The organism is Amycolatopsis sp. NPDC003676 (assembly GCF_053587275.1).
Genome location: NZ_JBSFNS010000109.1, coordinates 1 through 21,405 on the forward strand (window position 1 = coordinate 1; position 21,405 = coordinate 21,405).

Consider the following 21,405-nt stretch of genomic DNA (forward strand, 5'->3'; position numbering starts at 1 on the left):
CGGGTCGAGGAGATGATGCGGGGCCAGTGGCGCGAGCCGGTCGTCCAGATTCCCTCAGGGTTCCCCTCACGTACCGTTAGCGGCCTTCCGAGGCGAGTCCGGCGGCCAGCAACTCGGCGAGGTGGATGCCCTCGCGGCCCCCGCTGTCCAGTTCGTGCAGCTGGGTGCGGCAGCTGAAGCCGTCGGCCAGCACCGCCGTCCGCCGGTCTGCCTCGCGAACGCGGGGCAGCAGGACTCGTTCCGCGCAAGCCTTGCTGACTTCCAGATGGCCCCGCTCGAATCCGAAGTTCCCCGCGAGTCCGCAGCATCCCGAATCCAGCCGTTCGACGTCCACCCCGGCCGCTTCGAGCAGCTTCCGATCCGCGTCCCAGCCCAGCACCGCGTGCTGATGGCAGTGCACCTGAGCCAGCGCGTGCCCGGGGATCTGCGGCGGCCGATACCCGGGGGAGTGCTGGGTCAGCAGCTCCGCGAGCGTCACGGTCTGGTCCCGCAGCCGCCGGACGTCCTGGTCGCCGGGGAAGAGCTCGGCCGCGTCGGAGCGGAACACCGCGGTGCAGCTGGGTTCCAGGCCGAGCATCAGCCCGCCGTCTCGGAGATGCGGGGCCAGCATGCGGACGGTGCGGGTCAGCACCCGCTTCGCGATTCCCAGCTGGCCGGTGGAAATCCAGGTGAGACCGCAGCACGCGGACGGTTCCGGCAGCGTCACCCGCCAGCCCGCGTCCTCCAGCACCCGCACCGCATCCTCGGCGACGTGGGGGTGGAAGTACGAGGTGAAGGTGTCCGGCCAGAGCATCACGGTGCCGCGCGCGCCGGTGCCGGTGGGTTGATGCCGGGCGAACCAGCGCGGCAGCGTTTTCGGGGCGAAGCGGGGGATTTCGCGGTCCTCGACCCCGGCGGCCCGCGTCGCGAACCGGGTTTTGCTCAGCAGGTTCACCAATCGCGCGGTGTGCGTTTTCCCGACGAGCCGGGCGACGAGCGGCAGCCAGCCCATCGTGTAGTCCGATCGCGGTCGTTTCCAGGGACGGCCTTGGTAGTGGTGGGCGAGGAATTCGGCCTTGTAGGTGGCCATGTCCACGTCGGCCGGGCAGTCGGATTTGCAGCCCTTGCAGGAAAGACACAGGTCGAGCGCGTCGCGGACCTCAGTGGAGCGCCAGCCGTCGGAGATCGGGCCGTCGTGGTGCCCGTTGAGCATTTCGAACAGCAGCCGGGCGCGGCCGCGCGTGGAGTGCTCCTCCTCGCCGGTGGCCTGGTACGACGGGCACATCACGTCGCCGCTGTCCGGAGTGGACTGACGGCAGCGGCCGACGCCGACGCACCGGTTGGCGGCCTGGGAGAACGAGCCGCCGTCGTCCGGGAAGCGGAAGTAGAGGTCCTGCGGCTCGGCGGGGGACCACGAGCCGCCGAGCCGCAGGTTCTGGTCCAGCGAGTACGGCGCGACGACCTTGCCGGGGTTCATCCGGTCGCCCGGGTCGAAGATCGCCTTGAGCTGGCCGAACGCGCTGACCAGGTCGTTGCCGAACATGCGCGGCAGCAGTTCGCCGCGGCTCTGCCCGTCGCCGTGCTCGCCGGAGAACGAGCCGCCGAACTCCGCGACCAGGTCGGCGGCCCGTTCCATGAACCGGCGGTAGGTCGCGACGCCCGAAGCGGTGTAGAGGTCGAACGGGATCCGTGTGTGCACGCAGCCCTGTCCGAAGTGGCCGTAGAGGCTCGGGCCGGTTTCGTCGGCGTAGCCGAATTCGGCGTACAGCGCGTCGAGCCGACGGAGGTAGGCGCCGAGTTTTTCCGGCGCTACCGCGGAATCTTCCCAGCCCTCGAAGGTGTCTGCCTCGCCGGGGACGTGCGCGGTCGCGCCCAGCCCGGCCTCGCGGACCTGCCAGAGTTCGGCTTCCTTCGCCGGGTCGTCGAGGAATGCGACCTCGGTGCCCTCGATGGAATCAAGCAGCCCGCGAGCTTGTTTGTCGGCCTCCTCGAGCGTCTTCGCGCCGAACTGGACCATCAGGAACGCCCGGCCGCGCGGCAGCTCTTCGCGCGCCTTTTCGTTGAGGTGCTTCAGCCGTTCGTCGTAGAGGAGCCGGTGGTCGACGCCTTCGAGCGCGATCGGTTCGTGCGGCAGGATGTCCGGCACCGCGTCGGCGGCGGTCGCGATGTCCGGGTAGCCGAGGACGACGAGCGCGCGCTCGGGCAGCACCGGCACCAGCTTCAGCTCCGCGCGCAGGACGGTGACCAGCGTCGATTCGCTGCCGACCAGAAGTCCGGCGACGTCGAATTCGTGTTCGGGCAGCAGCGAGTCGAGGTTGTAGCCGGACACGCGGCGCGGGATGTCCGGGAAGCGGCGGCGGATCTCGTCGGCGTACTCGTCGCGCAGGCGGCGCAACTGCCGGTAGATCGCGGCACGCCGGTCGCCGTGGTGCTCGATCTCGGCGTACGCGTCATCGCTCGTTTTGCCGCACCAGAACCGGGTTCCGTCGGCGAGCAGCACTTCCAGGCGGACGACGTTGTCCACGACCTTGCCGGTGCGCTGGGCGGTCGCGCCGCAGGAGTTGTTGCCGATCATGCCGCCGAGGGTGCAGTTCATGTGCGTGGCGGGCTCGGGCCCGAAGCGGAGCTTGGTGTCGGCGAGCTGCCGGTTGAGATCGTCCAGGACGATGCCCGGCTGCACGATGCAGGTGCGGCGCTCGGTGTCGACGGATTCCAGCTCGGAGCAGTACTTGGACCAGTCGAGCACGACAGCGGTATTGGTGCACTGGCCGGCGAGGCTGGTCCCGCCGCCGCGCGAGAGCACGGGCGCGCCGAACTCCCTCGCCACGGCCAGCGCTTCGACAGCGTCGTTGGGGGAGCGCGGCACGACGACGCCGAGGGGCACCTGGCGGAAGTTGGAGGCGTCGGTGGAGTAGGCGGCGCGGCTTCCGTTGTCGAAGCGGACTTCGCCTTTGATGCGTTCGCGGAGGGCGGTGGCGAGGGCTTGGGTGTCGATGTCGGCGGGTTCGGGCACGCGGACGACGGGGTTGGGGAGTTCGGCGGTGCTCATCGGCCCTCCTTGACCGCGTACTCGGCGGCGGGTGAGCGTGGCACGACTACTTGGCGGAAGTTGGCGTAGGTCCCGTCGTCGAAGCGGACTTCTTCTTCGATGCGGTTGCGGAGGGCGGTGGCGAGTGCGTCGGTGTCGATCTCGGCGGGCTTCGGCACGCGGACGACGGCGGCGTGGTCGGGTGAACGTGACGCGGCTCCACGGCGGAAGTTGGTGGCGGGGCTTCCGTTGTCGAAGCGGATTTCGATGCGGTTGCGGAGGGCGGTGGCAAGTGCGTTGGTGTCGATGTCGGCGGGTTCGGGCACGCGGACGGCGGGGTTGGGGAGTTCGGCGGTGCTCATCGGGTCTCCTTGACCGCGTACTCGGCGGCGGCGTCGGTGTGCAGGCGCAACCCGTGCCCGGCGACCGACATCGACGGGGCTACCCGGCCGCCGCTGGGGTCCAGGCCGCCGTAGAAGAGTTCTCGTTCGATCCGGTCGTGGTCGGCGAACCATTCGATGTGCCGGAAATTCGGGGTCGCCGCAGCGGCGTGTGCGGACAGATTCGGCGCGCAGTGCGCGGAAATCTCGCGATTCGCGGCGGCGGCCAACGCGGCGACGCGACGCCATTCCGTGTAGCCGCCGCACCGCGTCACGTCGATCTGGAGGCAGTCGACCGCGGGCAGCATCCGGGCGAAGTAGGGCAGGTCGTAGCCGTACTCACCGGCCGCGATGTCCGGGCCGTCTGGGGTGCGCAGCTGCGCGAGGCCGGGGAGATCGTCGCTGGACACCGGCTCCTCGAACCAGGTCACGCCGAACTCGCGCAACGTGTCGGCGATGCGCCGCGCCCGGCCGACCGAGTAGCCGCCGTTCGCGTCGACGTACAGCGCGGCGTCGTCCCCGATTGTCTCGCGCGCCAAGCGGACGCGGCCGATGTCGCGGGCGACCGCGGACCCCCACGCCTCGCCGATTTTGATTTTCACGCGCGGAATGTGCTGCTTCCGTACCCAGTATTCCAGCTGTGCGGCCAGTTCGTCGTCATCCTGTGAGGTGAATCCGCCGCTGCCATAGACATCGACCTCGTCGTGCACCCGGCCGAGCAGGCGGCTCAGCGGAACGTCGAGCAGCCGCGCGGCGGCGTCCCAGATCGCGATGTCCACAGCGGACAGTGCACAAGAGACCAAACCGGCGCGGCCGAGGTTCCGGATCGCGTGCTGCATCGCGGTCCAGCACGCGGGCGGATCCAAGACCGGCATTCCGGTGATCGCGGACGCCAGTTTGCCTTCGATCAGCGGGGCGCAGGAGAAATCGGCGTACGTCCAGCCGAGTCCGTCGGTGCCGCCGGCGCGCACCCGGGCCACGACGAGCGTCGTGGAATCCCAGGCGAGCGTGCCGTCGGCCTCCGGCGTGGGGGTCGGCACCCGGTAGGCGCGCGCGTCGATCCGTTCGATGTGCGGGGCGGCGATCGTCACCGCGACCGCCCGGGCAGGAATTCCTGCAGCTTCGTCTTCGCGCCCTGGAACATCAGGTGGAACGCTTCCGGATCGCCCTTCAAAACCGACTCGGTCACGGATTTCATCTGCTCGAACGTCGCGTGCGGCGGAATCGGCGGGACCTCGGCGTCGCACCGCACGTCCAGCACCGTCGGCCGGTCCGCGGCGAACGCGGTCCGCCAGGCCGAAGCGAGATCGCCCGGGTCCTCGACGTTGATCCCTTCGAGGCCGACGCTGCGCGCGAAACCGGCGTAGTCGACGTCCGGCAGCGACTGCGATTCCTCGAACTTCGGCGCGCCGCCCATCGCGCGCAGCTCCCACGTGACCTGGTTGAGGTCATTGTTGTGGAACACGCAGATGATGCACCGCGGATCCGTCCACAACCCCTGGTACCGCGCGATGGTGATCAGCTCGGCCAAGCCGTTCATCTGCATCGCGCCGTCGCCGACCAGCGCGATCGCCGGGCGGTTGGGATGCGCGAACTTGGCCCCGATCGCGTACGGCACGCCGGGGCCCATCGTCGCGAGGGTGCCGGACAGCGTGGCGCGGATGCCGTCGTGGATCCGGAGATTGCGCGCGTACCAGTTGGTCGACGAGCCGGAATCGGCGGTGACCATCGCGTTGCCCGGGATCTGCTTCGACAGTTCGTGCACGATCCGCATCGGGTTGACCGGTTTCGCGTCGACCTCCGCCTGCTGGTCCATGGTGGTCCACCAGTCCGCGACGTTCTTCTCGATTTTCTCGCGCCACGAACGGTTTTCCGTCCGGTTCAGCTTCGGCAGCAGCGCGCGCAGGGTCGCGGCGGCGTCGCCGACCAGGTTGACCTCGGTCGGGTAACGCATGCCGATGAACCGGCCGTCGATGTCGATCTGCACCGCGCGCGCCTGGCCGTACTCCGGCAGGAACTGGCTGTAGGGGAAGTTGGACCCGACGATCAGCAGCGTGTCGCAGTCGCGCATCATCTCGTAGCTCGGCCGCGTGCCGAGCAGTCCGATCGCACCGGTCACATAGGGCAGATCGTCGGCGAGAACGTCCTTGCCCAGCAACGCTTTCGCCACTCCGGCCCCGGTGAGGTCCGCGACCTCGCGCACCTCTTCGGCCGCGCGGCGAGCGCCCTGCCCGACGAGGATCGCGACCTTCTCCCCGGCGTTGAGCACGTCGGCGGCCTCGCTGAGAGCGGGTTCGGGCGGCACCGGATTCGGCCACGCGGTCCCGGGCGGGCTCGACGGCATCTGCTTGAACGCGTGCTGCGGCGGTTCGTAGGGCTCTTCCTGCAGGTCCGCCGGGATGATCAGCGCGGTCGGCGTGCGGGACGCCTGCGCGACGCGAAACGCGCGGTCGAGCGCGTTGGGCAGCTGCTCGGCGACGTTCACCTCGATGCAGTATTCGTTCGCCACATCCCGGTACAGCGCCTGGAGTTCGACCTCCTGCTGGTAGCTGCCGCCCATCGCGGTGCGCGCGGTCTGCCCGACGATCGCGACGACCGGGACGTGGTCGAGTTTCGCGTCGTAGAGCCCGTTCAGGAGATGGATCGCACCCGGCCCGGACGTCGCCATGCACACGCCGACGGCCCCGCTGAACTTCGCGTAGCCGACCGCGGAGAAGGCGGCCATTTCCTCGTGCCGGGCCTGCACGAAGCGCGGCTGGTTGTCCGCCTTGCCGAACGACGCGACGAGACCGTTGATCCCGTCCCCGGGGTACGCGAACACCTGCTCCACGCCCCAATCGCGCAGCCGCGAAAGCAGGTAGTCGCCGACGGTCTCGGTCATGGCAAGCCTCCCGTGCGTTGAGTTCTCCCCGGCTACCCGGGCCTCGGCGGGGTTACACGTCGCGTCGCAGCCCTTGCTGGCGTCCGGTGGCGTTGGTGGTGGTTTCCGCGCCGTCGAGGTGCCGTGCGGTGTTGACGAGCCCGACCATGCTGAAGGCCTGCGGCATGTTGCCGAGCTGCCGTCCGGCCTTGATGTCGTACTCCTCGCTCAGCAGCCCGACATCGTTGCGGACAGCCAGCATCTGCTCGAAAACCTCGACGGCTTCGTCAGTGCGGCCGGTGCCGTGCAAGGCGTCGGCGAGCCAGAAACTGCACGGCAGAAACGCGCCTTCGCCGCCGCGCAATTCGCCGAGGCCGTTGTCGGCGTCCGGGTCGTACCGATGCACAAAACCGTCTCGGGACAGCTCTTTCCGTACCGCGTCGACGGTACCGCGCACCCGGGAATCGGTTCCGGGAAGGAAACCGACGCGGGGGATGAGCAGCAACGCCGCATCAAGGCCGTGGGAGCCGTAGAACTGGGTGAAAGTGTTGCGCTCGGCGTCGAAACCCTCGCGGCAGACTTCCTCGTGAATGTGTTCGCGCAGTGCGCGCCAGCGGTCGACCGGTCCGTCGAGCCGATGGCGTTCCACCGTTCGGACGGCGCGGTCGACGCCAGCCCACGCCATTACCTTGGAATGCACGAAATGTCGCGGTTCGCCGCGTACTTCCCAAAGGCTGCGATCGGGCTCTTCCCAATGGCCTTCGAGGAAATCGAGCAGCCCGCGCTGCAGGTCCCACGCCGGATGTGTCACCGGCAGTCCGGCTTCGCGGACCAGGTGCAGGCCGTCGAGCGCCTCGCCCCACACGTCGAGCTGGACCTGTCCCGCCGCGGCGTTCCCGATCCGCACCGGGGTCGAATTCTCGTACCCGTCCAGCCAGTCCAGAGTGGACTCCGGAACCCGGCGGGAACCGTCGAGTCCATAAAGGACCTGGAGTTCGGCCGGATCTCCGGCCGCCGCGCGGACCAGCCATTCGCGCCACGCCCGTGCCTCGTCGGGATAGCCGGTGCCCACGAGGGCCTGCAGGGTGAAGGTGGCGTCGCGCAGCCAGCAGTAGCGGTAGTCCCAGTTGCGTTCGCCGCCGAGTTTCTCCGGCAGCGACGTCGTCGGCGCGGCGAGAATGCCGCCGGTCGGCTCGTAGGTCAGCGCTTTCAACGTGATCAGCGCGCGGCGTACCGCGGCGGGCCACCGGCCGTCGTACTGGCAGCGGCTGATCCAGTCCGCCCAGAAGCGTTCGGTGTGCGCGAGGGCTTTCTCGGCGTCTGCCGGATCGGGACGTTCCTCGTACGACGCGTGGTACGTCAGCACGAACGGCACGCGCTCGCCGTCGGCGACGGTGAACTCGGCGACGCCCTCGGCGGACACTTCGACCGGCGTGGTCAGCCGAACCGCGTCCGGACCCGCGACCGCGTCGAATCGGCCGTCGACGTGGCGGACCCACGGCCGGACCGACCCGTAGTCGAACCGAGGCCGCAAGCACGTCCGCATCGCGACCCGGCCGCGAAGGCCTTCCACGATCCGGACGACGTCCGCGGCCCCATCCCGGGGCGGCATGAAGTCGAGCACGCGGACGGCACCCTCGGCCGACTCCCATTCGCTGGCCAGGACGAGGGACTCGCCGACGTAACCTCGGCGAGTCGCCGGTCCGCCGTCCGCGGGCCCGAGCCGCCATGCCCCCGCGCGCTCGTCGTGCAGAAGGGCGGCGAAACACGCGGGGGAATCGAACCGGGGAAGGCACAGCCAGTCGATCGACCCTTCCCGCGACACCAGCGCCGCGGTGTGCAGGTCGCCGAGCAGGGCGTAATCCTCGATCGGGCGCTGGTTCATCGGGGCGGGGTCAGTCCCGGCCCAGCGCCTTCGCCAGTTCCTTCTTCGTCATCGTGGACCGGCCGTGGATATTGCGCTGCTTGGCCTCGTTGTAGAGCTGGTCGCGCGTCGGACCGCCGGGCCCGAGCCGCTTGCCGGAGCGGTGCCCGCCGCGCTGCTGCGGCGATTTGTCGCGCACCGAGGTCTTGCTCGCGCGGTCCGATTCGCCCGACTGCGCCCGGTTCTTGTTCACCGTGCGCGCGGCGATCTCCTTCGCGCGCTTCTTGCTCGCGCCCCGCTCTTCCTGCGACTCCTCGATGTGCTGGTACTGCCGTTCGCGTTTCGAACTCCAAGCCTGCTCCGGCATCCCAGTCTCCTTCCGTCGTTCTTGATCCCCGGATTGCCCGGGCCCGCGAGGCGGAAACATCGCGGTTCGCCGCGCCGGAAACGGGTACCCGACCGAGAGTGGGACGCGAACAGACACTCGCCGGGCGGCTGCTGGCCGAGCACCTGGTCGCCGGCCGGCTCGAACCAGGGACCGAAATCGGCCTGCGGGTCGATCAGACGCTGACCCAGGACGCCACGGGCACGCTCGTGATGCAGGAGCTGGAGGCGCTCGGGCTCGACCGCGCGCGGACCGAGCTGAGCGTCCAGTACGTCGACCACAACCTGCTGCAGGCGGACGAGAAGAACGCCGAGGACCACGCTTACCTGCGCTCGGCCTGCCGCCGGTTCGGGCTGTGGTTCTCCAAAGCGGGCAACGGGGTTTCGCATCCGACGCACATGGAGCGCTTCGGCGTGCCCGGCAAGAGCCTCGCCGGGTCCGATTCGCACACCTGCGCGGCCGGGGCGCTGGGCATGCTCGCGGTGGGCGTCGGCGGCCTCGAGGTGGCGCTGGCCATCGCCGGGGAGCCGCTCTACCTGCGGATGCCGGAGATCTGGGGTGTCCGGCTGGACAACGAGCTGCCGCCGTGGGTGTCGGCGAAGGACATCGTGCTGGAGATGCTGCGGCGGCACGGCGTGAGCGGCGGGCGGCACCGGATCATCGAATACCACGGGCCGGGGCTGGTGTGCCTGAGCGCGATGGACCGGCACGTGATCGCGAACATGGGCGCCGAAATGGGCGCGACCGCGACGGTGTTCCCCGCCGACGAGGCGATCCGCGTGTTCCTCCGGGCGGAGGGCCGCGAACACGACTTCCAGGACCTGCGCGCCGGACGCGACGCCTCCTACGACATCGAAGACGAGATCGATCTGTCCACTGTGGAGCCACTGGTGGCGAAACCGTCTTCGCCCGGCAACGTGGTTCCGGTGCGGGAGGCGTCGGGCACGCCAGTGGGGCAGGTCGTGATCGGTTCGTCGGCCAATCCCGGGTTCCGGGACTTCGCCGTCGCCGCGGCCACCGTCCGGGGCAGGCAGACGGCCGATTCGGTGAGCTTCGACGTCAACCCGACCTCGCGGCAGATCCTCGTCGAACTGGCGCGCAGCGGACACCTCACCGACCTCGTCGCGGCCGGGGCCCGGGTGCACCAGGCGGGCTGCCTCGGCTGCATCGGAATGGGCCAGGCGCCCGCGCCCGGCACGAACTCGCTGCGCACGTTCCCGCGCAACTTCCCCGGCCGGTCCGGCACCGCGGACGATTCGGTCTGGCTGTGCTCGCCGGAAACCGCCGCGGTGTCGGCGCTGACCGGCGTGCTGACCGATCCGCGCGACTACGCCGCCGTCCATCACCTCGCCCACCCGCGGGTTTCCGGACCGGCCCGTTCGGCCGCCGACCCGCGCGTCTTCACCGCCCCGCTGCCCGAGGACGAGGCCCTGCGGGAGGAGCTGGTGAAGGGCCCGAACGTCGCTGGGCTCCCGGACTTCGAGCCGCTTCCGGACGAGGTCGAGGGCCCGGTGCTGCTGAGGGCCGGAGACGACGTGTCGACCGACGAAATCTCGCCCGCCGGGGCGCGTGCGCTGCCGTACCGCTCGAACATCCCGAAGCTGGCCGAGTTCACGTTCACCCGGATTGACGAGGACTATCCGAAGCGCGCGGCCGACAGCCCGGAGCATTTCGTGGTGGCTGGGGAGAACTACGGCCAGGGTTCGTCTCGGGAGCACGCCGCGATCACGGCTCGGTACCTGGGCCTGCGCGTGGTGCTGGCGCGGTCGTTCGCCCGGATCCACTGGCAGAACCTGGTCAATTTCGGCGTGCTGCCGTTGGAGTTTGCGGATCCGGAGGACAGCGAGAAGATCCAGCGCGACGACGTGCTGTGCGTGTCCGGGCTGCATCGGCTGGCCGAGACGGCGGAGTTCATCGTGCGCAACCAAACGCGGGGCGAGGAGTACCGGGCGAAGCATCAGCTGTCGCCGCGCCAAGTCGATGTGCTGCTGGCCGGTGGGCGAATCCCGCAACTGGCCCGCGCCCTGCACTGAGGCCGCTCCGGCAGAAGTACGTGAGGGGAACCCTGAGGGAATCTGATTCCCTCAGGGTTCCCCTCACGTACCTTGGCTGGTCAGGAAGCCTTCAGTGCGGCTTCGAGGTCGGCCCGGGACATCTTCGACCGGCCCTTGACGTCGCGTTCCTTCGCCAGCTTCTGCAGCTCCGTCTTGGACAGCTCCGACAGATCCGGAGTCCGCGGCCGACGGCTGCCGCGCACGCTGTTGGCCAGCGCCTCCATCAGGTCGACCACCTTCGTCGGCTGCTCCGGCTCCTCCGCGGGCGTCACGGTGTTCCCCGCCTTCTTCGCCTCGATCAGCTCCTCCACCCGCTCGCGGTAGGTGTCGTGGAACTCCTCGGGCCGCCACGGCTCGGACATCGCGTCGATCAGCTTGACCGCGAGGTCCAGCTCCTTCTGGTTGGTCTTGGCCTTGGCGGGCAGCTGCGGCACGTCGTCCGCGTCGCGCACCTCGGCGGCGTAGTGGAGCGTGTTCAGCACGATCACGCCGTCGCCCGCGCGGGCGAGCGCGAGGTGTTCGCGGCCGTGGAAGACGAACTTCGCGACGGCGGCTTTGTCCCGGCGGGCCAGCGCGTCCAGCAGCAGCACGTACGGACGCTGACCGTCCTCCTTGGCGGGCGCGAGCCAGTAGGCGCGGTCGAAGTACACCGGGTCGACCTCTTCCAGGTCCACGAAGCTTTCCACCTCGAGCGAGCGCGACCGGCCCGGGGCGATCTCGTCCAGTTCCTCCTGCTCGACCAGCACGTACTCGTCGTCGCCGACCTCCCGGCCGCGCACGATGTCGTCGTAGCGCACCTCGTCGCCGGTCCGCTCGTTCACCCGCCGGTAGCGGATGCGGTCCTGGGTCCCGCGCTGGAACTGCGTGAAGTGCACCGCGTGGTCCTCGACCGCCTTGTACATCCGCACCGGGACGTTCACCAGCCCGAACGACAGCGAACCCTGCCAGACCGGACGCATCTGCCCCTCCTTCCGCCTTGGTTGCCCGGCGGGTACCCGATGCGGGCATTCGGCACACCAAGGCGGTGTAAGCGTCCGGCATTCGGGGTAACTGATCCTCCGATGCGCATAAAACCTCGCGGAAGCCAGTTCTTCCAGCTGCTCGCGGACGCGGCGGCCAACCTCGTCACCGCCACCGCGCTGCTGCGCGATCTCACCGAGGCCGCACCTGGAGAGCGGGAGGCGATCGCGGCCCGGCTGCACGAGGTCGAACACGCCGGCGACGACCTGACGCACACCATCATGGTCGAGCTGAACAGCACGTTCGTCACGCCGTTCGACCGCGAGGACATCCAAGCGCTGGCCGCGCGGATCGACGACGTCCTGGACTTCGTGGACACCGCCGCCGACCTCGCCGTGCTGTACCGGCTCGAGGAGTTTCCGCCGGGCACCAAGGGGATGCTGCGCGTGCTGTGCCGCGCCGCCGAGCTGACCGCGGAAGCGATGCCGGGGCTGGCGAAGGTCGGCGAGCTGTCGCCGTACTGGATCGAGATCAACGCACTCGAGAACGAGGCGGACCACACCTACCGGCGGATGCTCGCCGACCTCTTCCAGCCCGGCGCGGACGCGCTCGAAGTGCTCAAGGCGAAGGAAGTCGTCGAACAGTTCGAACTGGCGGCCGACGGATTCGAGCACGTCGCGGACGTGGTGCAGACGATCGCGGTCAAGGAGTCCTGAGTGGACGGCACCGCCGCGCTGGTCGCGGTCGTGGCGCTGACGATTTTCTTCGACTACACCAACGGTTTCCACGACGCGGCCAACGCCATCGCCAGCGCGGTGTCGACGCGGGCGCTCCCGCTGCGCACCGCGCTCGTGCTGGCGGCGGTGATGAACCTGGCCGGAGCGCTGCTGTCGACCGGGATCGCCGCGACTGTCGCGAAAGGAATCATCGACGTCCCGGCCGGCCCCGGCGCGCTGACCGTGGTGCTCGCCGCGCTGGTCGGGGCGATCGCGTGGAACCTGGTGACCTGGTATTTCGGGCTGCCGTCCTCGTCGTCGCATTCGCTGATCGGCGGCATGGTCGGGGCCGCGCTGGCCGCCGCGAGCACGGTGCACTGGACCGGCATCGTGGAGAAGGTGCTGGTGCCGATGGTCGCTTCGCCGCTGCTCGGGCTGCTGCTCGGCTATGCGGCGATGGTGGCGGTGCTGTGGTTGCTGCGCCGGGCGAATCCGCACCGCAGCGGCCGGGTGTTCCGGCGGCTGCAGATCGTGTCGGCCTCGGCGCTGGCGCTCGGGCACGGGTTGCAGGACGCGCAGAAGGGGATGGGCGTGCTCGTCCTGGCGCTGATCGCGGCGGGGAAGCAGAACACGTTTTCGGTGCCCCTGTGGGTGACGCTGGTGTGCGCCGGGGCGCTGTCGCTCGGGACTTGCTCGGGCGGTCTGCGGATCATGCGGACGTTGGGCCGCCGGGTGTTTCCGCTTGATCCGCCGCACGGGTTTGTCGCGGAGTCGGTGGGGGCTTCGGTGCTGTATCTGACTGCTTTTGCGGTGAAGGCTCCGATTTCGACGACGCATGTGATCACGGCGGCGGTGATGGGGGTTGGCGCGACGCGGCGGCTTTCGGCGGTGCGGTGGGGGATCGCGCGGGACATTGTGCTGGGGTGGGTGCTGACGTTCCCGGCTGCGGCTGGGGTGGCGGCGCTGGCGTTTTGGCTGTTGTCGACGTTCAGCTGACTACTTGGGCACCAGGGCGAGGACCTCGTCGTCGCTGGTCGGGCTGAAGTCCGCATAGAACTCGCCCACCGCGCGAAACTCCTGCGGTTCCTGCAGGCACACCACCTCATCCGCCTCGCGAGCCAGCTTGTCCAATGCGGACGGCGCGCCGACCGGTGCGGCGAAGACCAGCCGCAGCGGGGCGTACGAGCGGAGGGCCCGCAGCGCGGCGATCGCGGTCCCGCCGGTGGCTACGCCGTCGTCGACCACCACCACGTCGCGTCCGGCCGGTGAGCGCGGGGCTCGGCCGCTGAGGTAGCGGCGGACCTGGTCGCGGGCTTCGGTGCGGGCGTGGGCGACGAGGTGGGCGACGTCGTCGGTCGTCAGCCCGAGCGCGCGAAGCCCGGCGCGGTCGAGGAACGGCGGACCGTCCGCCGCGACGGCGCCGAGGCCGAGTTCCGGCCGTCCTGGTGCGCCGATCTTGCGGACGACCAGTAGTTCGAGCGGCGCGTCCAGTTCACGGGCAACCGGGGCGGCGACCGGCAGCCCGCCGCGGGCGAGCCCGAAGACGACCGGGTCGGTCCACTCCCGCCAGACCAGTGCGGCGGCGAGCTGGATGCCCGCGTCGGCGCGGTTTCGGAACGGCTTCACCGGCGGCCTTTCTTCGTGCCCCAGCGGAATCGACTGTCCTTTCCGGACTTCACGGTGCGGCGCAGCAGTTGCCCGGCGGCGAGCACGCCGGCGGTCAGCCCGGCCGCCACCGCGCCGTGATGCCGGCTCAGCACCGGCTGGACGTCGTGCGCTTTCGCCTGCCGGTCGAATTCCCCGTGTGCGCCGTAGTCGAATCCGCGCGGGCCGTCCGCTGGTTCCCACAGGTTCGCGGGCTGGCTCGGCGGCTGAGGCCGGCCCGTTTGCTGCGCGCAGAAGCCGGTGCGGGCGAGGTACCGGTCGAGCAGTCCGGGCGCGACGGCGTTGGCCAGCAGCGTCGCGGCGGTGCTCGTGCCGACCCAGTACTCGCGGCGGCGCGGGTGGTCGGCAGCGTGCAGCACCGCGCGGGCGGCGAGTTCGGGCTGGTAGATCGGCGGGACCGGCTGGGCGTGCTCGGGCAGCCGGGACAGCAGCCAGGTGAACTGCGGCGTGTTGACCGCGGGCAGTTGCACCATGGTCGTGCGAATCCCGCTGCGCTCGTGGAGCAGTTCGCAGCGAAGCGCTTCATTGAAGCCCTGAATCGCGTGCTTGGCCCCGCAGTACGCGCTCTGCAACGGGATTCCGCGATACGCGAGCGCCGAACCGACCTGCACGATCGTGCCCGCGTCCCGCGGTTTCATGCGTTCGAGGGCGGCCATTGTGCCGTGCACGAAACCGAGGTACGTCACTTCGGTGACGCGGCGGTATTCCTCGGGTTTGACGTCGGCGAAGCGGGCGAACACGGAACTGAACGCGACGTTGACCCAGACGTCGATCGGCCCCAGTTCCTCCTCGATCCGGGTCGCCGCGGCGTCGACCTGCGCGAAATCGGCTACGTCCGCCGGCAGCTCCAGCGGCGTGCCGCCGGCGTCCCGGATGTCCTCCGCCGCGGCGGCGAGCCCCTTTTCGCCGCGCGCCAGCAGGGCGACTTTCGCGCCGCGGCCTCCGTAAGCACGCGCGACGGCCCGGCCCACTCCGGCGCTGGCCCCGGTGACGACTACGACGGGCGGCATGGGAATCCTTTCCCCGGACCGGGAGTCCGGCGGGTCGGCGGACGCAGGCACTCCTGGCGGGCGACGTGCCCGCACACCGCGACCGCGGCCAGCACGAAGCCGAGCAGCGCGAGCGGCACCTCCGGCGGAAAGACGATCCCGCAGGCCACGAGCCCGGCGGCGATCGCGGTGAGAGCCCAGCACGCCACCGGCCACGCCCGGCGCAGCGGCCACGCCTTCTGTCCGAAGGCACGGCGCACCCACAGCGCGTCGGTGGCGAGCAGCTCTCGCTCCATCGACCGCAGCGCCCGGTGGGGATCCGGCTGCCGGTGCACGGCCATCGCCTGCTCCCTTCCGCCCTGACCGACGGCGTACCCGCTTCCGGCCAGGGCAAACCGCGGGCGGCGGAAGCGTCCGGTTTGCCCGGGAAGGCGAAGGGTAACCGGGCGGGCGAGCGCAATCGCCGGAAAACCTACGGAGGGAGCACGAGATGAGCAGGCTGCTGGTGGATCCGGAAAGCGCGACCGTCCCCTGTGGACAATGCGGCCGCGAGGCGGTGCACGTGGGCAGGCTGGTCCAGGAGGACGGGACGCCGGTCAGCCACGCGGTGGTGTGCACGGTGTGCCGCGCGCACCGGCCGGGGCCAGGACTGGGGGAGACGCGACGTCCTCGGCTGGCCGTGCTTTCGCGGCCCGTCGAACGCTGATCCAGGGCGGTGAAAGTCCGTGAAGGGCTCCTTGAGGAGATCAAGGCCAACGTCGGGGATTTGAGTGGGCGCGTTGGGCGCGGTGTCTTGGGCACGGTGGGTGCGGCGCCTTGAGCGGGCACGATAAGCGCGGCCGAGGTGCGTCTGCCCAGCCCGACGGCCGGGGCAGGGCCGTTGTACGTGAGGGGAACCCTGAGGGAATCAGATTCCCTCAGGGTTCCCCTCACGTACGATCAGAACCAGGCAGATGGTGACGAACCGGGCATTTTTCGGTTCTTTGCGTCCTTTGTGGACGCCCGGCGGCCGGTACGACTGCGCTGCTCAAGTCCCTGGCAGGGGAATGTGAGTTCCTCCAGGGGCCTTCGCGGATGGTGCGTTTCGGGTCAGGGTCTGAAACCGAAACCCCGGATCAGTCGATGCCCAGCACGGACTCCGCGGTGGTCCAGTTGGTGAGCATGGCGTGCTGCGCGTCGGCCAGCGTCGCTTTCCCCGCGCACACCGCCTTCTTCACCGCGTTCTCGACGGAATCCTTGCTGTAGGAGTTCTGGTCGCCGTCGTGCGGTTCGGGCCAGAGGTTCTTCGGGTCCTTCGGCGCGCCGCCCAGTTCGAGCGGCAGGAAGTGGTCCTCCTCGTAGGAGCTGAGCGAGGTGTCGGCGTAGCCGTAGTCGATGATGCCCTGCTTCTTGAGCTGGTTGGTGTAGGTCGTCGGCGGGCGGATGGTAGCGGTCCAGCCGGAGACGCAGATCGTGTCGTCGATGGTGTCCTGGGTGACGTCCGGGTTGGTCGCGCCGGGCGTGCAGGCCGGGTCGGGCAGCGGGAGATAGGACTGCGAGCACTTCGCGGCGAGCGGGTGCGAGACGTCGGCGTGCGCGGCCGGCGCGACCAAAGCGAGCGAACCGGCCAGAATGACGGCAGGCGCGGCGAAACGGGCAAGTCGGGACATGGAATTCTCCTCCTCGGGCACGGTCGCGCCAGCGTCCGCCGAGACCGGGTTATCGCGGTACCTACCTTCGAAGGAATGAGTGAAGAATTAACCGGGTGCTCAGCTTGCCGGGCGACAAAATGCACAAGGTGGACGTAAATCCGGGGTTGCGAACCGGCCTTCTTCCGGGATGATCAAGCGATTGCGGAGCAACCCGGTCAAGTGCGGGTGAACGGCCCAAAACGCCCTGATCCGCCAGTATTCGGGCGTACGGGGCAGCGCGGCCGGAGGGGCTCCCGGCGCTTGGAAAGGTTCTTCGAAACAGTTTCCGGTCGGTTTTTATGCGCCTTCCCGGAGAACTGGGGAATAAATGGTGAAATCGATTTCCGCTGGGCCGTTCGGTTGAAGGTTGCGGCGCGCCGGTATCTGTTCCCGGCCGTTGTGCGACCTTTTTCGTGAACGCCGCCGGAATCGATCTTTTCGGACGGAATTCCCGGGGGTGAGCGATGGGCGAACGCGAAGGACCGCGATCCGGTGCGGGACGCGGCGAGGGGGCGGAAAGCGGTCCGGCGGGCGAAAACGCGCCCGCCGAACCGGAATCGGGGTACGAGATTCCGATCGGGATGCCGGTTCCGGCCGCCGAGATGGAGCGGCTGAAGGCGGCCGCGCGGCGGCACCGCGATCGGGAGGAGGAGGCCGACGCCCCGGCACGGGCCGGCGACGAGGCCGCGGAGGAAGAGGGTGATCACCGTGATGCCTGAAGCACAGGTGCTCGAGGGCCAAGCCGGCGAAACGGCCGGCGGCGCGTCGCGGGAGATGGCGGATCTGACGGTCGGCGAACTGCTCGCCGAACCGCCGTCGCCGGACCGGTCTCCGTTGTTCGCGCAACGGTTTCCGGTACCGGTCGAGGAATACGACCAGCTGAAGACCGGGGCGCGGGAGCGCAGCCCGGACGCGCTGGCGCCCGAGGACGCGCTCGGCGTGCAGCTCGATGAGGAAGCCGCGGCGGAGCTGTCGGAGGAAAACCCGCCGGAGGACGAGATCGTCGAGGGGCTGGCCCCGGCGGCGTCGGCGAGCTTCGAGGGGATTTCGCAGACCGCGTTCCGCCCGCCGGACTGCACGGTCGCGGTCGGCCCGAAACAGGTGATGGCGGCGGTCAACGTCGACCTCGTCGGCTACGACAAGACCGGCCTGCAGCAGTTCCGGTGGGCGAACTTCACCGCGATGTTCAACCCGGTTCTGCCTGCCGGAGCACAGCTTTTCGACCCGAAACTCGCGTACGACCACTACAGCGGCCGGTGGATCGTCTGCATCGCCGCCCGGCGCGCGAACCCGCAGGGCTCCTGGATCATGCTCGGCGTCTCGCAGACCGGCGATCCCGCGGGCGGCTACTGGATCTGGAGCACCGACGCGACCGCGAACGGTTCCACGGCCAGCGGCAACTGGTCGGACTACCCGATGCTGGGCTTCGACTCCCAGGCGATTTACGTGTCCACCAACCAATTCGCCTTCGGCGGCGGGTTCGCCTACGCGAAACTCCGGATCTTCAACAAGGCGGAGCTCTACGGCGGCGGCGCGGGCGGGGGCCACACCATCCGCTGGTGGGACTTCTGGGGCCTGAAGAACCCGGACCGCAGCGCCGCGTTCTCCGTGCAGCCGTGCTGCCATTTCCAAGGCGTGGGCGGGAATCCGCGCGCTTACCTGGTGAACTCGCTGTTCCCGTCGGGGGCGAGCCTGACCCTGTGGACGCTGTCGAATCCGCTGGGCCTGTGGTCGGGCGGCGCACCGGCGCTCTCCGCGACCGCGATCACCTGCCGCAGCTACAACCTGCCGCCCGGCGCGGTGCAAAAGGACGGCGGGACAACGAGAATCGCCACGAACGACACCCGGTTGCTCAACGCGGTTTTCCAAGCAGCGGGCCGGACGCAGCGCTTGTGGACCACGCACACCTCCGCGTACAGCTGGCCAGGCGACTCCGAGGCGCGGTCTGTGGTGCAGTGGTACGAGATCGACGTGCCCAGCCACTCGATCACGCAGCAGGGCGCATTTGGTGCACCCCGCAAGCACTACTTTTTCCCGGTGATCCAGACCGACATTTCCCGCAACGCCCACGTGGCGTTCGGCCGGTCCGGGGACGACGAGTACGGCCACTTCCGCCAGACCGGCCGCCTCGCCACCGACCCGCCGGGCACGTTGCAGGGCAGCGCTTCGGTGATCGCCGGGCAGAGCGCCTACACCGGCGGCAGATGGGGCGACTACTTCGGCATCGGCCGGGACCCGTCGGACTCCCGGACCGTGTGGAGCTACGGCGAATACGCCGGCGCGGGCAACACCTGGCGGACGCGCCTCAACGCGGCGAAGTACTGAGGGAGGCTCTCATGAACACTGCACAGAAGCTCCGCATCGCAGCCGAGGCCGGGCTTGCCGCGCTCAGCGCCGTCGCGCTGGTGCTGACGTTGACAGTTCCGGATTGGATCGAGCGCACGACCGGCGCTTCTCCCGACGGCGGGGGCGGAGAGGCTGAGTGGCTGCTGACGGCGGTCGCTTGCGTGGCGACGGTGTTGTTCGCCGGGTTGGCCGCGTGGGAGTGGCGGCGGTTGCGGACCGTGTAAGCAGTTGGGCGGGCACCGGCTTTCCGGCCGGTGCCCGTTTTAGCGCGGAAAGCCAGACGGGAATCTCGCTCCGCCCTAGGCTGGTTCGGTGACTGTCTTCGAGCCGTCGTCCGAGATTCGCCGAGCAGACCTTCCGATGTATCTGGTGGAAGACCCGCGCGCTCCGGCGAGCCCCGATTCCCGGAACACCTTCGGCGGCAGGCCGATCCTGCCCGCGGGCGAGGACTGGCCCGAGTGCTACTGCGGCGCGCGGATGGTGCTCTTCTTCCAGTTGGACGTCCCGCCGGACATCCCGCGGTTCGGCGGCGACCATCTGCTCGTGTTCCAGTGCCCGGTGCACAACGACGCGGCCTGCCTGCGGGAAGACCCGCAGCAGTTTCCGGAGCGCTACTGGGAAAAACCGCGGATTTGGGGGCACCCCGGAGCGTTCTGGCGGATCATGCTGCACCGGGACCCGACCGGTCCGGCTGCCGAGGAGGAACCGCATCTCCTCAGCCGCGAGCTGGTACTCCGCCCGGAGCCCGAGACGGAGACCGTGCGGCGCCCCGGCGAAACGCACCCCGGACTGAGCGTCGGCCGGGGCGGGTTCAAGGTCGGCGGCCTGCCGCGCTGGCAGCAGGATCCGGAAAGCCACCGCTGCGCGTGCGGCGCCGAGATGCTGTTCTTGTGCGGTCTGCCGGAGGACGTCGGCTTCCAGAGCCGCCCCGGTCAGCCTGAACAACTGGACAGCTCCTATTCCTACGCCTACGTGCTGTTTCTCGGCAACGCCCTGTACTTGCTCGCGTGCCCGGAGCACTGTCACCCAGCGGCGGTCTGGCCGGTGCTGCAGCACTGAGCCCGCCTGGCGTCATTCCTCATAGGTGATCGAGTACCGAGCCGCGACCGGATTGATCTTCACCGGGTCCACCGCGCCGTCCGTCAGCACCGCGGGCCCGGCCTCGAACAGATCCTCCAGGTAGTGCTCCCACCCGCCGGGCGAGGAGATCTGAAGCAACCGCGGCGCGGGATCCGACACCGCCCGCAACGCGTGCGGGATCCCGTGCGGCAGGAGCACGAACATTCCCTTCGTCGCGACATGCCTCTCGTCGGCGAAGTCGATGCCCAGTTCGCCTTCGAGGACGTAGATGCACTCGTCGGCCTCGTGGTGGACGTGGCGCGGGATGTCGCGCGCCAGCGTCACCTCCAGCAGGGAAAACCGGGTCTCGGTGTCGCCCGTCCTCGCCTTCACCGCGAACGCGGGCGGCAGCGGCACCCGGCCCGGGCGCGCCTCGCCGGGCTGCAGCAGCAGGAAGCGGTCCTTCGTCATGGGGTATCCTCGCAAACGTAGTGGAAGCGGAGTCCGTTTCCAGATTAACCGGAGGAGGGCGTCGGTTGTCAACGGAGCGCAAGCCGAGGGCGGACGCGGAACGCAACCGGGCACGCGTGCTGGAGGCGGCCCGCGCGCTGCTCGCCGAGCACGACGACGTCCAGCTGCCGGAGATCGCGCGGGTCGCCGGAGTGGGCGTCGGGACGGTGTACCGGAATTTCCCGGACCGGCGGGCGCTCGTGGAAGCGTTGGCGGCGCAGCGGTTCGCCGAGATCGCGGAGTACGCGCGGAAGCGGTGCCTCGACGGGAAGTCCGGGGTCAACCGCTATCTGCGGCACGTCGGCGAGGTGCTGTCCGGGGATCGGGCGCTGTCGTCCGCGATCGAGACGGCGCGCGGGACGGCGGGGAGCGAACCGCGCGGCGACGCTCTGGCGGTGCTGGAAACCGTGGTGGCGCAAGCGATCGCGGCGGATCAGGCGGCGGGGGTGCTTCGCGCGGATTGCACGGTCGGCGACGTGTACCTGCTCGTCGGCTGCCTGTCGTCGGTGGTCCGCACGGGGAGCGGGGACTGGCGGCGGTTTGTGGAGCTGGCTCTGGAGGGATTGCTGCCCCGGGACTAGTCGTCCAAGCGCATCAGATACGACTTGAGTTCGCCGCTGTCGTGCATCGCAATCAGCACGGCGGCCATCTTCCGCACGCCGGGTTCGCGGACGATCAGCCCGTCCGGCACGGCGAAATAGCTGCCGCCAGCGCACTCACCGGTGCTTTCCCAGCGGCGCATGATCCGGTCGACCTCGTCGAGGGTGAACATCGTCGCGCTCCACCGGGAACCGTCGGGGTAGCGGACCTCGACGTCGACGTTGTCCACCTCATCGGGTTTCTCGCCGCCGCCTACGAGGAACATCGCATCGAACGCCGAGGTTCGGAAGACGTAGTACGAAGAGTCCCAGCCGTCGGACAGAATTTCGGTCCCCACGGC

The 21,405-nt window shown here is 69.5% G+C and carries 22 protein-coding genes; 9 read left to right on the forward strand and 13 right to left on the reverse strand.

The window, feature by feature from the left end:
* Nucleotides 1-76: 76 nt before the first annotated feature.
* Genes ACWDNU_RS37345 through ACWDNU_RS37370 form a run of 6 tightly spaced genes read right to left on the reverse strand, consistent with a single transcriptional unit; the run spans nucleotide 77 to nucleotide 8,478 of the window.
* Nucleotides 77-3,028 (reverse strand): FAD-binding and (Fe-S)-binding domain-containing protein, encoded by a 2,952-nt coding sequence (locus ACWDNU_RS37345; protein ID WP_449672306.1) that lies wholly within the window; start codon nucleotides 3,026-3,028, stop codon nucleotides 77-79.
* Nucleotides 3,025-3,369 (reverse strand): hypothetical protein, encoded by a 345-nt coding sequence (locus tag ACWDNU_RS37350; protein ID WP_449672307.1) that lies wholly within the window; start codon nucleotides 3,367-3,369, stop codon nucleotides 3,025-3,027. Before ACWDNU_RS37350 ends, ACWDNU_RS37345 begins: the two co-directional genes overlap by 4 nt.
* Entirely contained in the window at nucleotides 3,366-4,478 is a 1,113-nt protein-coding gene (locus ACWDNU_RS37355; protein ID WP_449672308.1) for an enolase C-terminal domain-like protein, read from the reverse strand. Before ACWDNU_RS37355 ends, ACWDNU_RS37350 begins: the two co-directional genes overlap by 4 nt.
* Nucleotides 4,475-6,268, reverse strand: coding sequence for a thiamine pyrophosphate-requiring protein (locus ACWDNU_RS37360; protein ID WP_449672309.1), 1,794 nt, complete (start codon nucleotides 6,266-6,268; stop codon nucleotides 4,475-4,477). Before ACWDNU_RS37360 ends, ACWDNU_RS37355 begins: the two co-directional genes overlap by 4 nt.
* Nucleotides 6,269-6,320: 52 nt before the next feature.
* Nucleotides 6,321-8,132 (reverse strand): glycoside hydrolase family 15 protein, encoded by a 1,812-nt coding sequence (locus tag ACWDNU_RS37365; protein WP_449672310.1) that lies wholly within the window; start codon nucleotides 8,130-8,132, stop codon nucleotides 6,321-6,323.
* 10 nt (nucleotides 8,133-8,142) lie between these two features.
* Nucleotides 8,143-8,478, reverse strand: a complete 336-nt coding sequence (locus ACWDNU_RS37370) for a plasmid stabilization protein (protein ID WP_370938055.1) — start codon at nucleotides 8,476-8,478, stop codon at nucleotides 8,143-8,145.
* A 98-nt stretch (nucleotides 8,479-8,576) separates the two neighbouring features.
* Between ACWDNU_RS37370 and ACWDNU_RS37375 the strand changes: the two genes are divergently transcribed.
* Entirely contained in the window at nucleotides 8,577-10,529 is a 1,953-nt protein-coding gene (locus tag ACWDNU_RS37375) for an aconitate hydratase (protein ID WP_449672311.1), read from the forward strand.
* Nucleotides 10,530-10,609: 80 nt separating this feature from the next.
* Here the strand turns inward: ACWDNU_RS37375 and ku are convergent, their stop codons facing one another.
* The gene (ku, locus tag ACWDNU_RS37380) at nucleotides 10,610-11,509 is read right to left on the reverse strand and encodes a non-homologous end joining protein Ku (RefSeq protein ID WP_449672312.1); all 900 of its coding nucleotides are present in this window, start codon (nucleotides 11,507-11,509) and stop codon (nucleotides 10,610-10,612) included.
* A gap of 102 nt (nucleotides 11,510-11,611) precedes the next feature.
* On the opposite strand from ku, the gene ACWDNU_RS37385 reads away from it, so the two are divergent.
* The gene (locus ACWDNU_RS37385) at nucleotides 11,612-12,226 is read left to right on the forward strand and encodes a DUF47 domain-containing protein (RefSeq protein ID WP_449672313.1); all 615 of its coding nucleotides are present in this window, start codon (nucleotides 11,612-11,614) and stop codon (nucleotides 12,224-12,226) included.
* Entirely contained in the window at nucleotides 12,227-13,222 is a 996-nt protein-coding gene (locus ACWDNU_RS37390; protein WP_449672314.1) for an anion permease, read from the forward strand.
* Here ACWDNU_RS37390 and ACWDNU_RS37395 read toward each other — a convergent pair whose 3' ends face one another.
* The 3 genes from ACWDNU_RS37395 to ACWDNU_RS37405 are packed head-to-tail and all read right to left on the reverse strand — an operon-like array spanning nucleotide 13,223 to nucleotide 15,221.
* On the reverse strand, nucleotides 13,223-13,852 hold the full coding sequence (locus ACWDNU_RS37395) for a phosphoribosyltransferase (protein ID WP_449672315.1): 630 nt from the start codon (nucleotides 13,850-13,852) through the stop codon (nucleotides 13,223-13,225).
* The gene (locus tag ACWDNU_RS37400) at nucleotides 13,849-14,901 is read right to left on the reverse strand and encodes an SDR family oxidoreductase (protein ID WP_449672316.1); all 1,053 of its coding nucleotides are present in this window, start codon (nucleotides 14,899-14,901) and stop codon (nucleotides 13,849-13,851) included. Before ACWDNU_RS37400 ends, ACWDNU_RS37395 begins: the two co-directional genes overlap by 4 nt.
* On the reverse strand, nucleotides 14,886-15,221 hold the full coding sequence (locus tag ACWDNU_RS37405; RefSeq protein WP_449672317.1) for a DUF3040 domain-containing protein: 336 nt from the start codon (nucleotides 15,219-15,221) through the stop codon (nucleotides 14,886-14,888). The genes ACWDNU_RS37400 and ACWDNU_RS37405 overlap by 16 nt, the downstream gene beginning before the upstream one ends.
* A 149-nt stretch (nucleotides 15,222-15,370) precedes the next feature.
* Between ACWDNU_RS37405 and ACWDNU_RS37410 the strand changes: the two genes are divergently transcribed.
* Nucleotides 15,371-15,586 (forward strand): hypothetical protein, encoded by a 216-nt coding sequence (locus ACWDNU_RS37410; protein WP_449672318.1) that lies wholly within the window; start codon nucleotides 15,371-15,373, stop codon nucleotides 15,584-15,586.
* Nucleotides 15,587-15,995: 409 nt separating this feature from the next.
* On the opposite strand, the gene ACWDNU_RS37415 is transcribed toward ACWDNU_RS37410, so the two are convergent.
* On the reverse strand, nucleotides 15,996-16,529 hold the full coding sequence (locus ACWDNU_RS37415; RefSeq protein WP_370938046.1) for a hypothetical protein: 534 nt from the start codon (nucleotides 16,527-16,529) through the stop codon (nucleotides 15,996-15,998).
* Nucleotides 16,530-17,014: 485 nt separating this feature from the next.
* Here ACWDNU_RS37415 and ACWDNU_RS37420 point away from each other — a divergent pair, with 485 nt between their 5' ends.
* From ACWDNU_RS37420 to ACWDNU_RS37435, 4 genes are all read left to right on the forward strand, one after another.
* Nucleotides 17,015-17,269, forward strand: coding sequence for a hypothetical protein (locus tag ACWDNU_RS37420; protein ID WP_370938045.1), 255 nt, complete (start codon nucleotides 17,015-17,017; stop codon nucleotides 17,267-17,269).
* Nucleotides 17,262-18,875, forward strand: a complete 1,614-nt coding sequence (locus ACWDNU_RS37425) for a hypothetical protein (RefSeq protein ID WP_449672319.1) — start codon at nucleotides 17,262-17,264, stop codon at nucleotides 18,873-18,875. Before ACWDNU_RS37420 ends, ACWDNU_RS37425 begins: the two co-directional genes overlap by 8 nt.
* Nucleotides 18,876-18,886: 11 nt before the next feature.
* The gene (locus ACWDNU_RS37430) at nucleotides 18,887-19,120 is read left to right on the forward strand and encodes a hypothetical protein (protein ID WP_354745618.1); all 234 of its coding nucleotides are present in this window, start codon (nucleotides 18,887-18,889) and stop codon (nucleotides 19,118-19,120) included.
* A gap of 88 nt (nucleotides 19,121-19,208) precedes the next feature.
* Nucleotides 19,209-19,955, forward strand: coding sequence for a hypothetical protein (locus ACWDNU_RS37435; protein ID WP_449672320.1), 747 nt, complete (start codon nucleotides 19,209-19,211; stop codon nucleotides 19,953-19,955).
* A 12-nt stretch (nucleotides 19,956-19,967) separates the two neighbouring features.
* On the opposite strand, the gene ACWDNU_RS37440 is transcribed toward ACWDNU_RS37435, so the two are convergent.
* On the reverse strand, nucleotides 19,968-20,426 hold the full coding sequence (locus ACWDNU_RS37440) for a cupin domain-containing protein (RefSeq protein ID WP_449672321.1): 459 nt from the start codon (nucleotides 20,424-20,426) through the stop codon (nucleotides 19,968-19,970).
* Between the two features lie 65 nt (nucleotides 20,427-20,491).
* Here ACWDNU_RS37440 and ACWDNU_RS37445 point away from each other — a divergent pair, with 65 nt between their 5' ends.
* Entirely contained in the window at nucleotides 20,492-21,046 is a 555-nt protein-coding gene (locus ACWDNU_RS37445) for a TetR/AcrR family transcriptional regulator (RefSeq protein ID WP_449672322.1), read from the forward strand.
* Here the strand turns inward: ACWDNU_RS37445 and ACWDNU_RS37450 are convergent.
* Nucleotides 21,043-21,402, reverse strand: coding sequence for a hypothetical protein (locus tag ACWDNU_RS37450; protein ID WP_449672323.1), 360 nt, complete (start codon nucleotides 21,400-21,402; stop codon nucleotides 21,043-21,045). The two genes, ACWDNU_RS37445 and ACWDNU_RS37450, sit on opposite strands and share 4 nt — an antisense overlap.
* Nucleotides 21,403-21,405 lie beyond the last annotated feature (3 nt).

Coding starts and splice junctions, on each gene's coding strand:
- ACWDNU_RS37370 (WP_370938055.1), bottom strand. CDS start 8,478: ATGCCGGAGCAGGCTTGGAGTTCGAAACGCGAACGGCAGTACCAGCAC.
- ACWDNU_RS37405 (WP_449672317.1), bottom strand. CDS start 15,221: ATGGCCGTGCACCGGCAGCCGGATCCCCACCGGGCGCTGCGGTCGATG.
- ACWDNU_RS37415 (WP_370938046.1), bottom strand. CDS start 16,529: ATGTCCCGACTTGCCCGTTTCGCCGCGCCTGCCGTCATTCTGGCCGGT.
- ACWDNU_RS37425 (WP_449672319.1), top strand. CDS start 17,262: ATGCCTGAAGCACAGGTGCTCGAGGGCCAAGCCGGCGAAACGGCCGGC.
- ACWDNU_RS37420 (WP_370938045.1), top strand. CDS start 17,015: ATGGGCGAACGCGAAGGACCGCGATCCGGTGCGGGACGCGGCGAGGGG.
- ACWDNU_RS37345 (WP_449672306.1), bottom strand. CDS start 3,028: ATGAGCACCGCCGAACTCCCCAACCCCGTCGTCCGCGTGCCCGAACCC.
- ACWDNU_RS37400 (WP_449672316.1), bottom strand. CDS start 14,901: ATGCCGCCCGTCGTAGTCGTCACCGGGGCCAGCGCCGGAGTGGGCCGG.
- ACWDNU_RS37360 (WP_449672309.1), bottom strand. CDS start 6,268: ATGACCGAGACCGTCGGCGACTACCTGCTTTCGCGGCTGCGCGATTGG.
- ACWDNU_RS37440 (WP_449672321.1), bottom strand. CDS start 20,426: ATGACGAAGGACCGCTTCCTGCTGCTGCAGCCCGGCGAGGCGCGCCCG.
- ku (WP_449672312.1), bottom strand. CDS start 11,509: ATGCGTCCGGTCTGGCAGGGTTCGCTGTCGTTCGGGCTGGTGAACGTC.
- ACWDNU_RS37350 (WP_449672307.1), bottom strand. CDS start 3,369: ATGAGCACCGCCGAACTCCCCAACCCCGCCGTCCGCGTGCCCGAACCC.
- ACWDNU_RS37385 (WP_449672313.1), top strand. CDS start 11,612: ATGCGCATAAAACCTCGCGGAAGCCAGTTCTTCCAGCTGCTCGCGGAC.
- ACWDNU_RS37365 (WP_449672310.1), bottom strand. CDS start 8,132: ATGAACCAGCGCCCGATCGAGGATTACGCCCTGCTCGGCGACCTGCAC.
- ACWDNU_RS37430 (WP_354745618.1), top strand. CDS start 18,887: ATGAACACTGCACAGAAGCTCCGCATCGCAGCCGAGGCCGGGCTTGCC.
- ACWDNU_RS37410 (WP_449672318.1), top strand. CDS start 15,371: ATGAGCAGGCTGCTGGTGGATCCGGAAAGCGCGACCGTCCCCTGTGGA.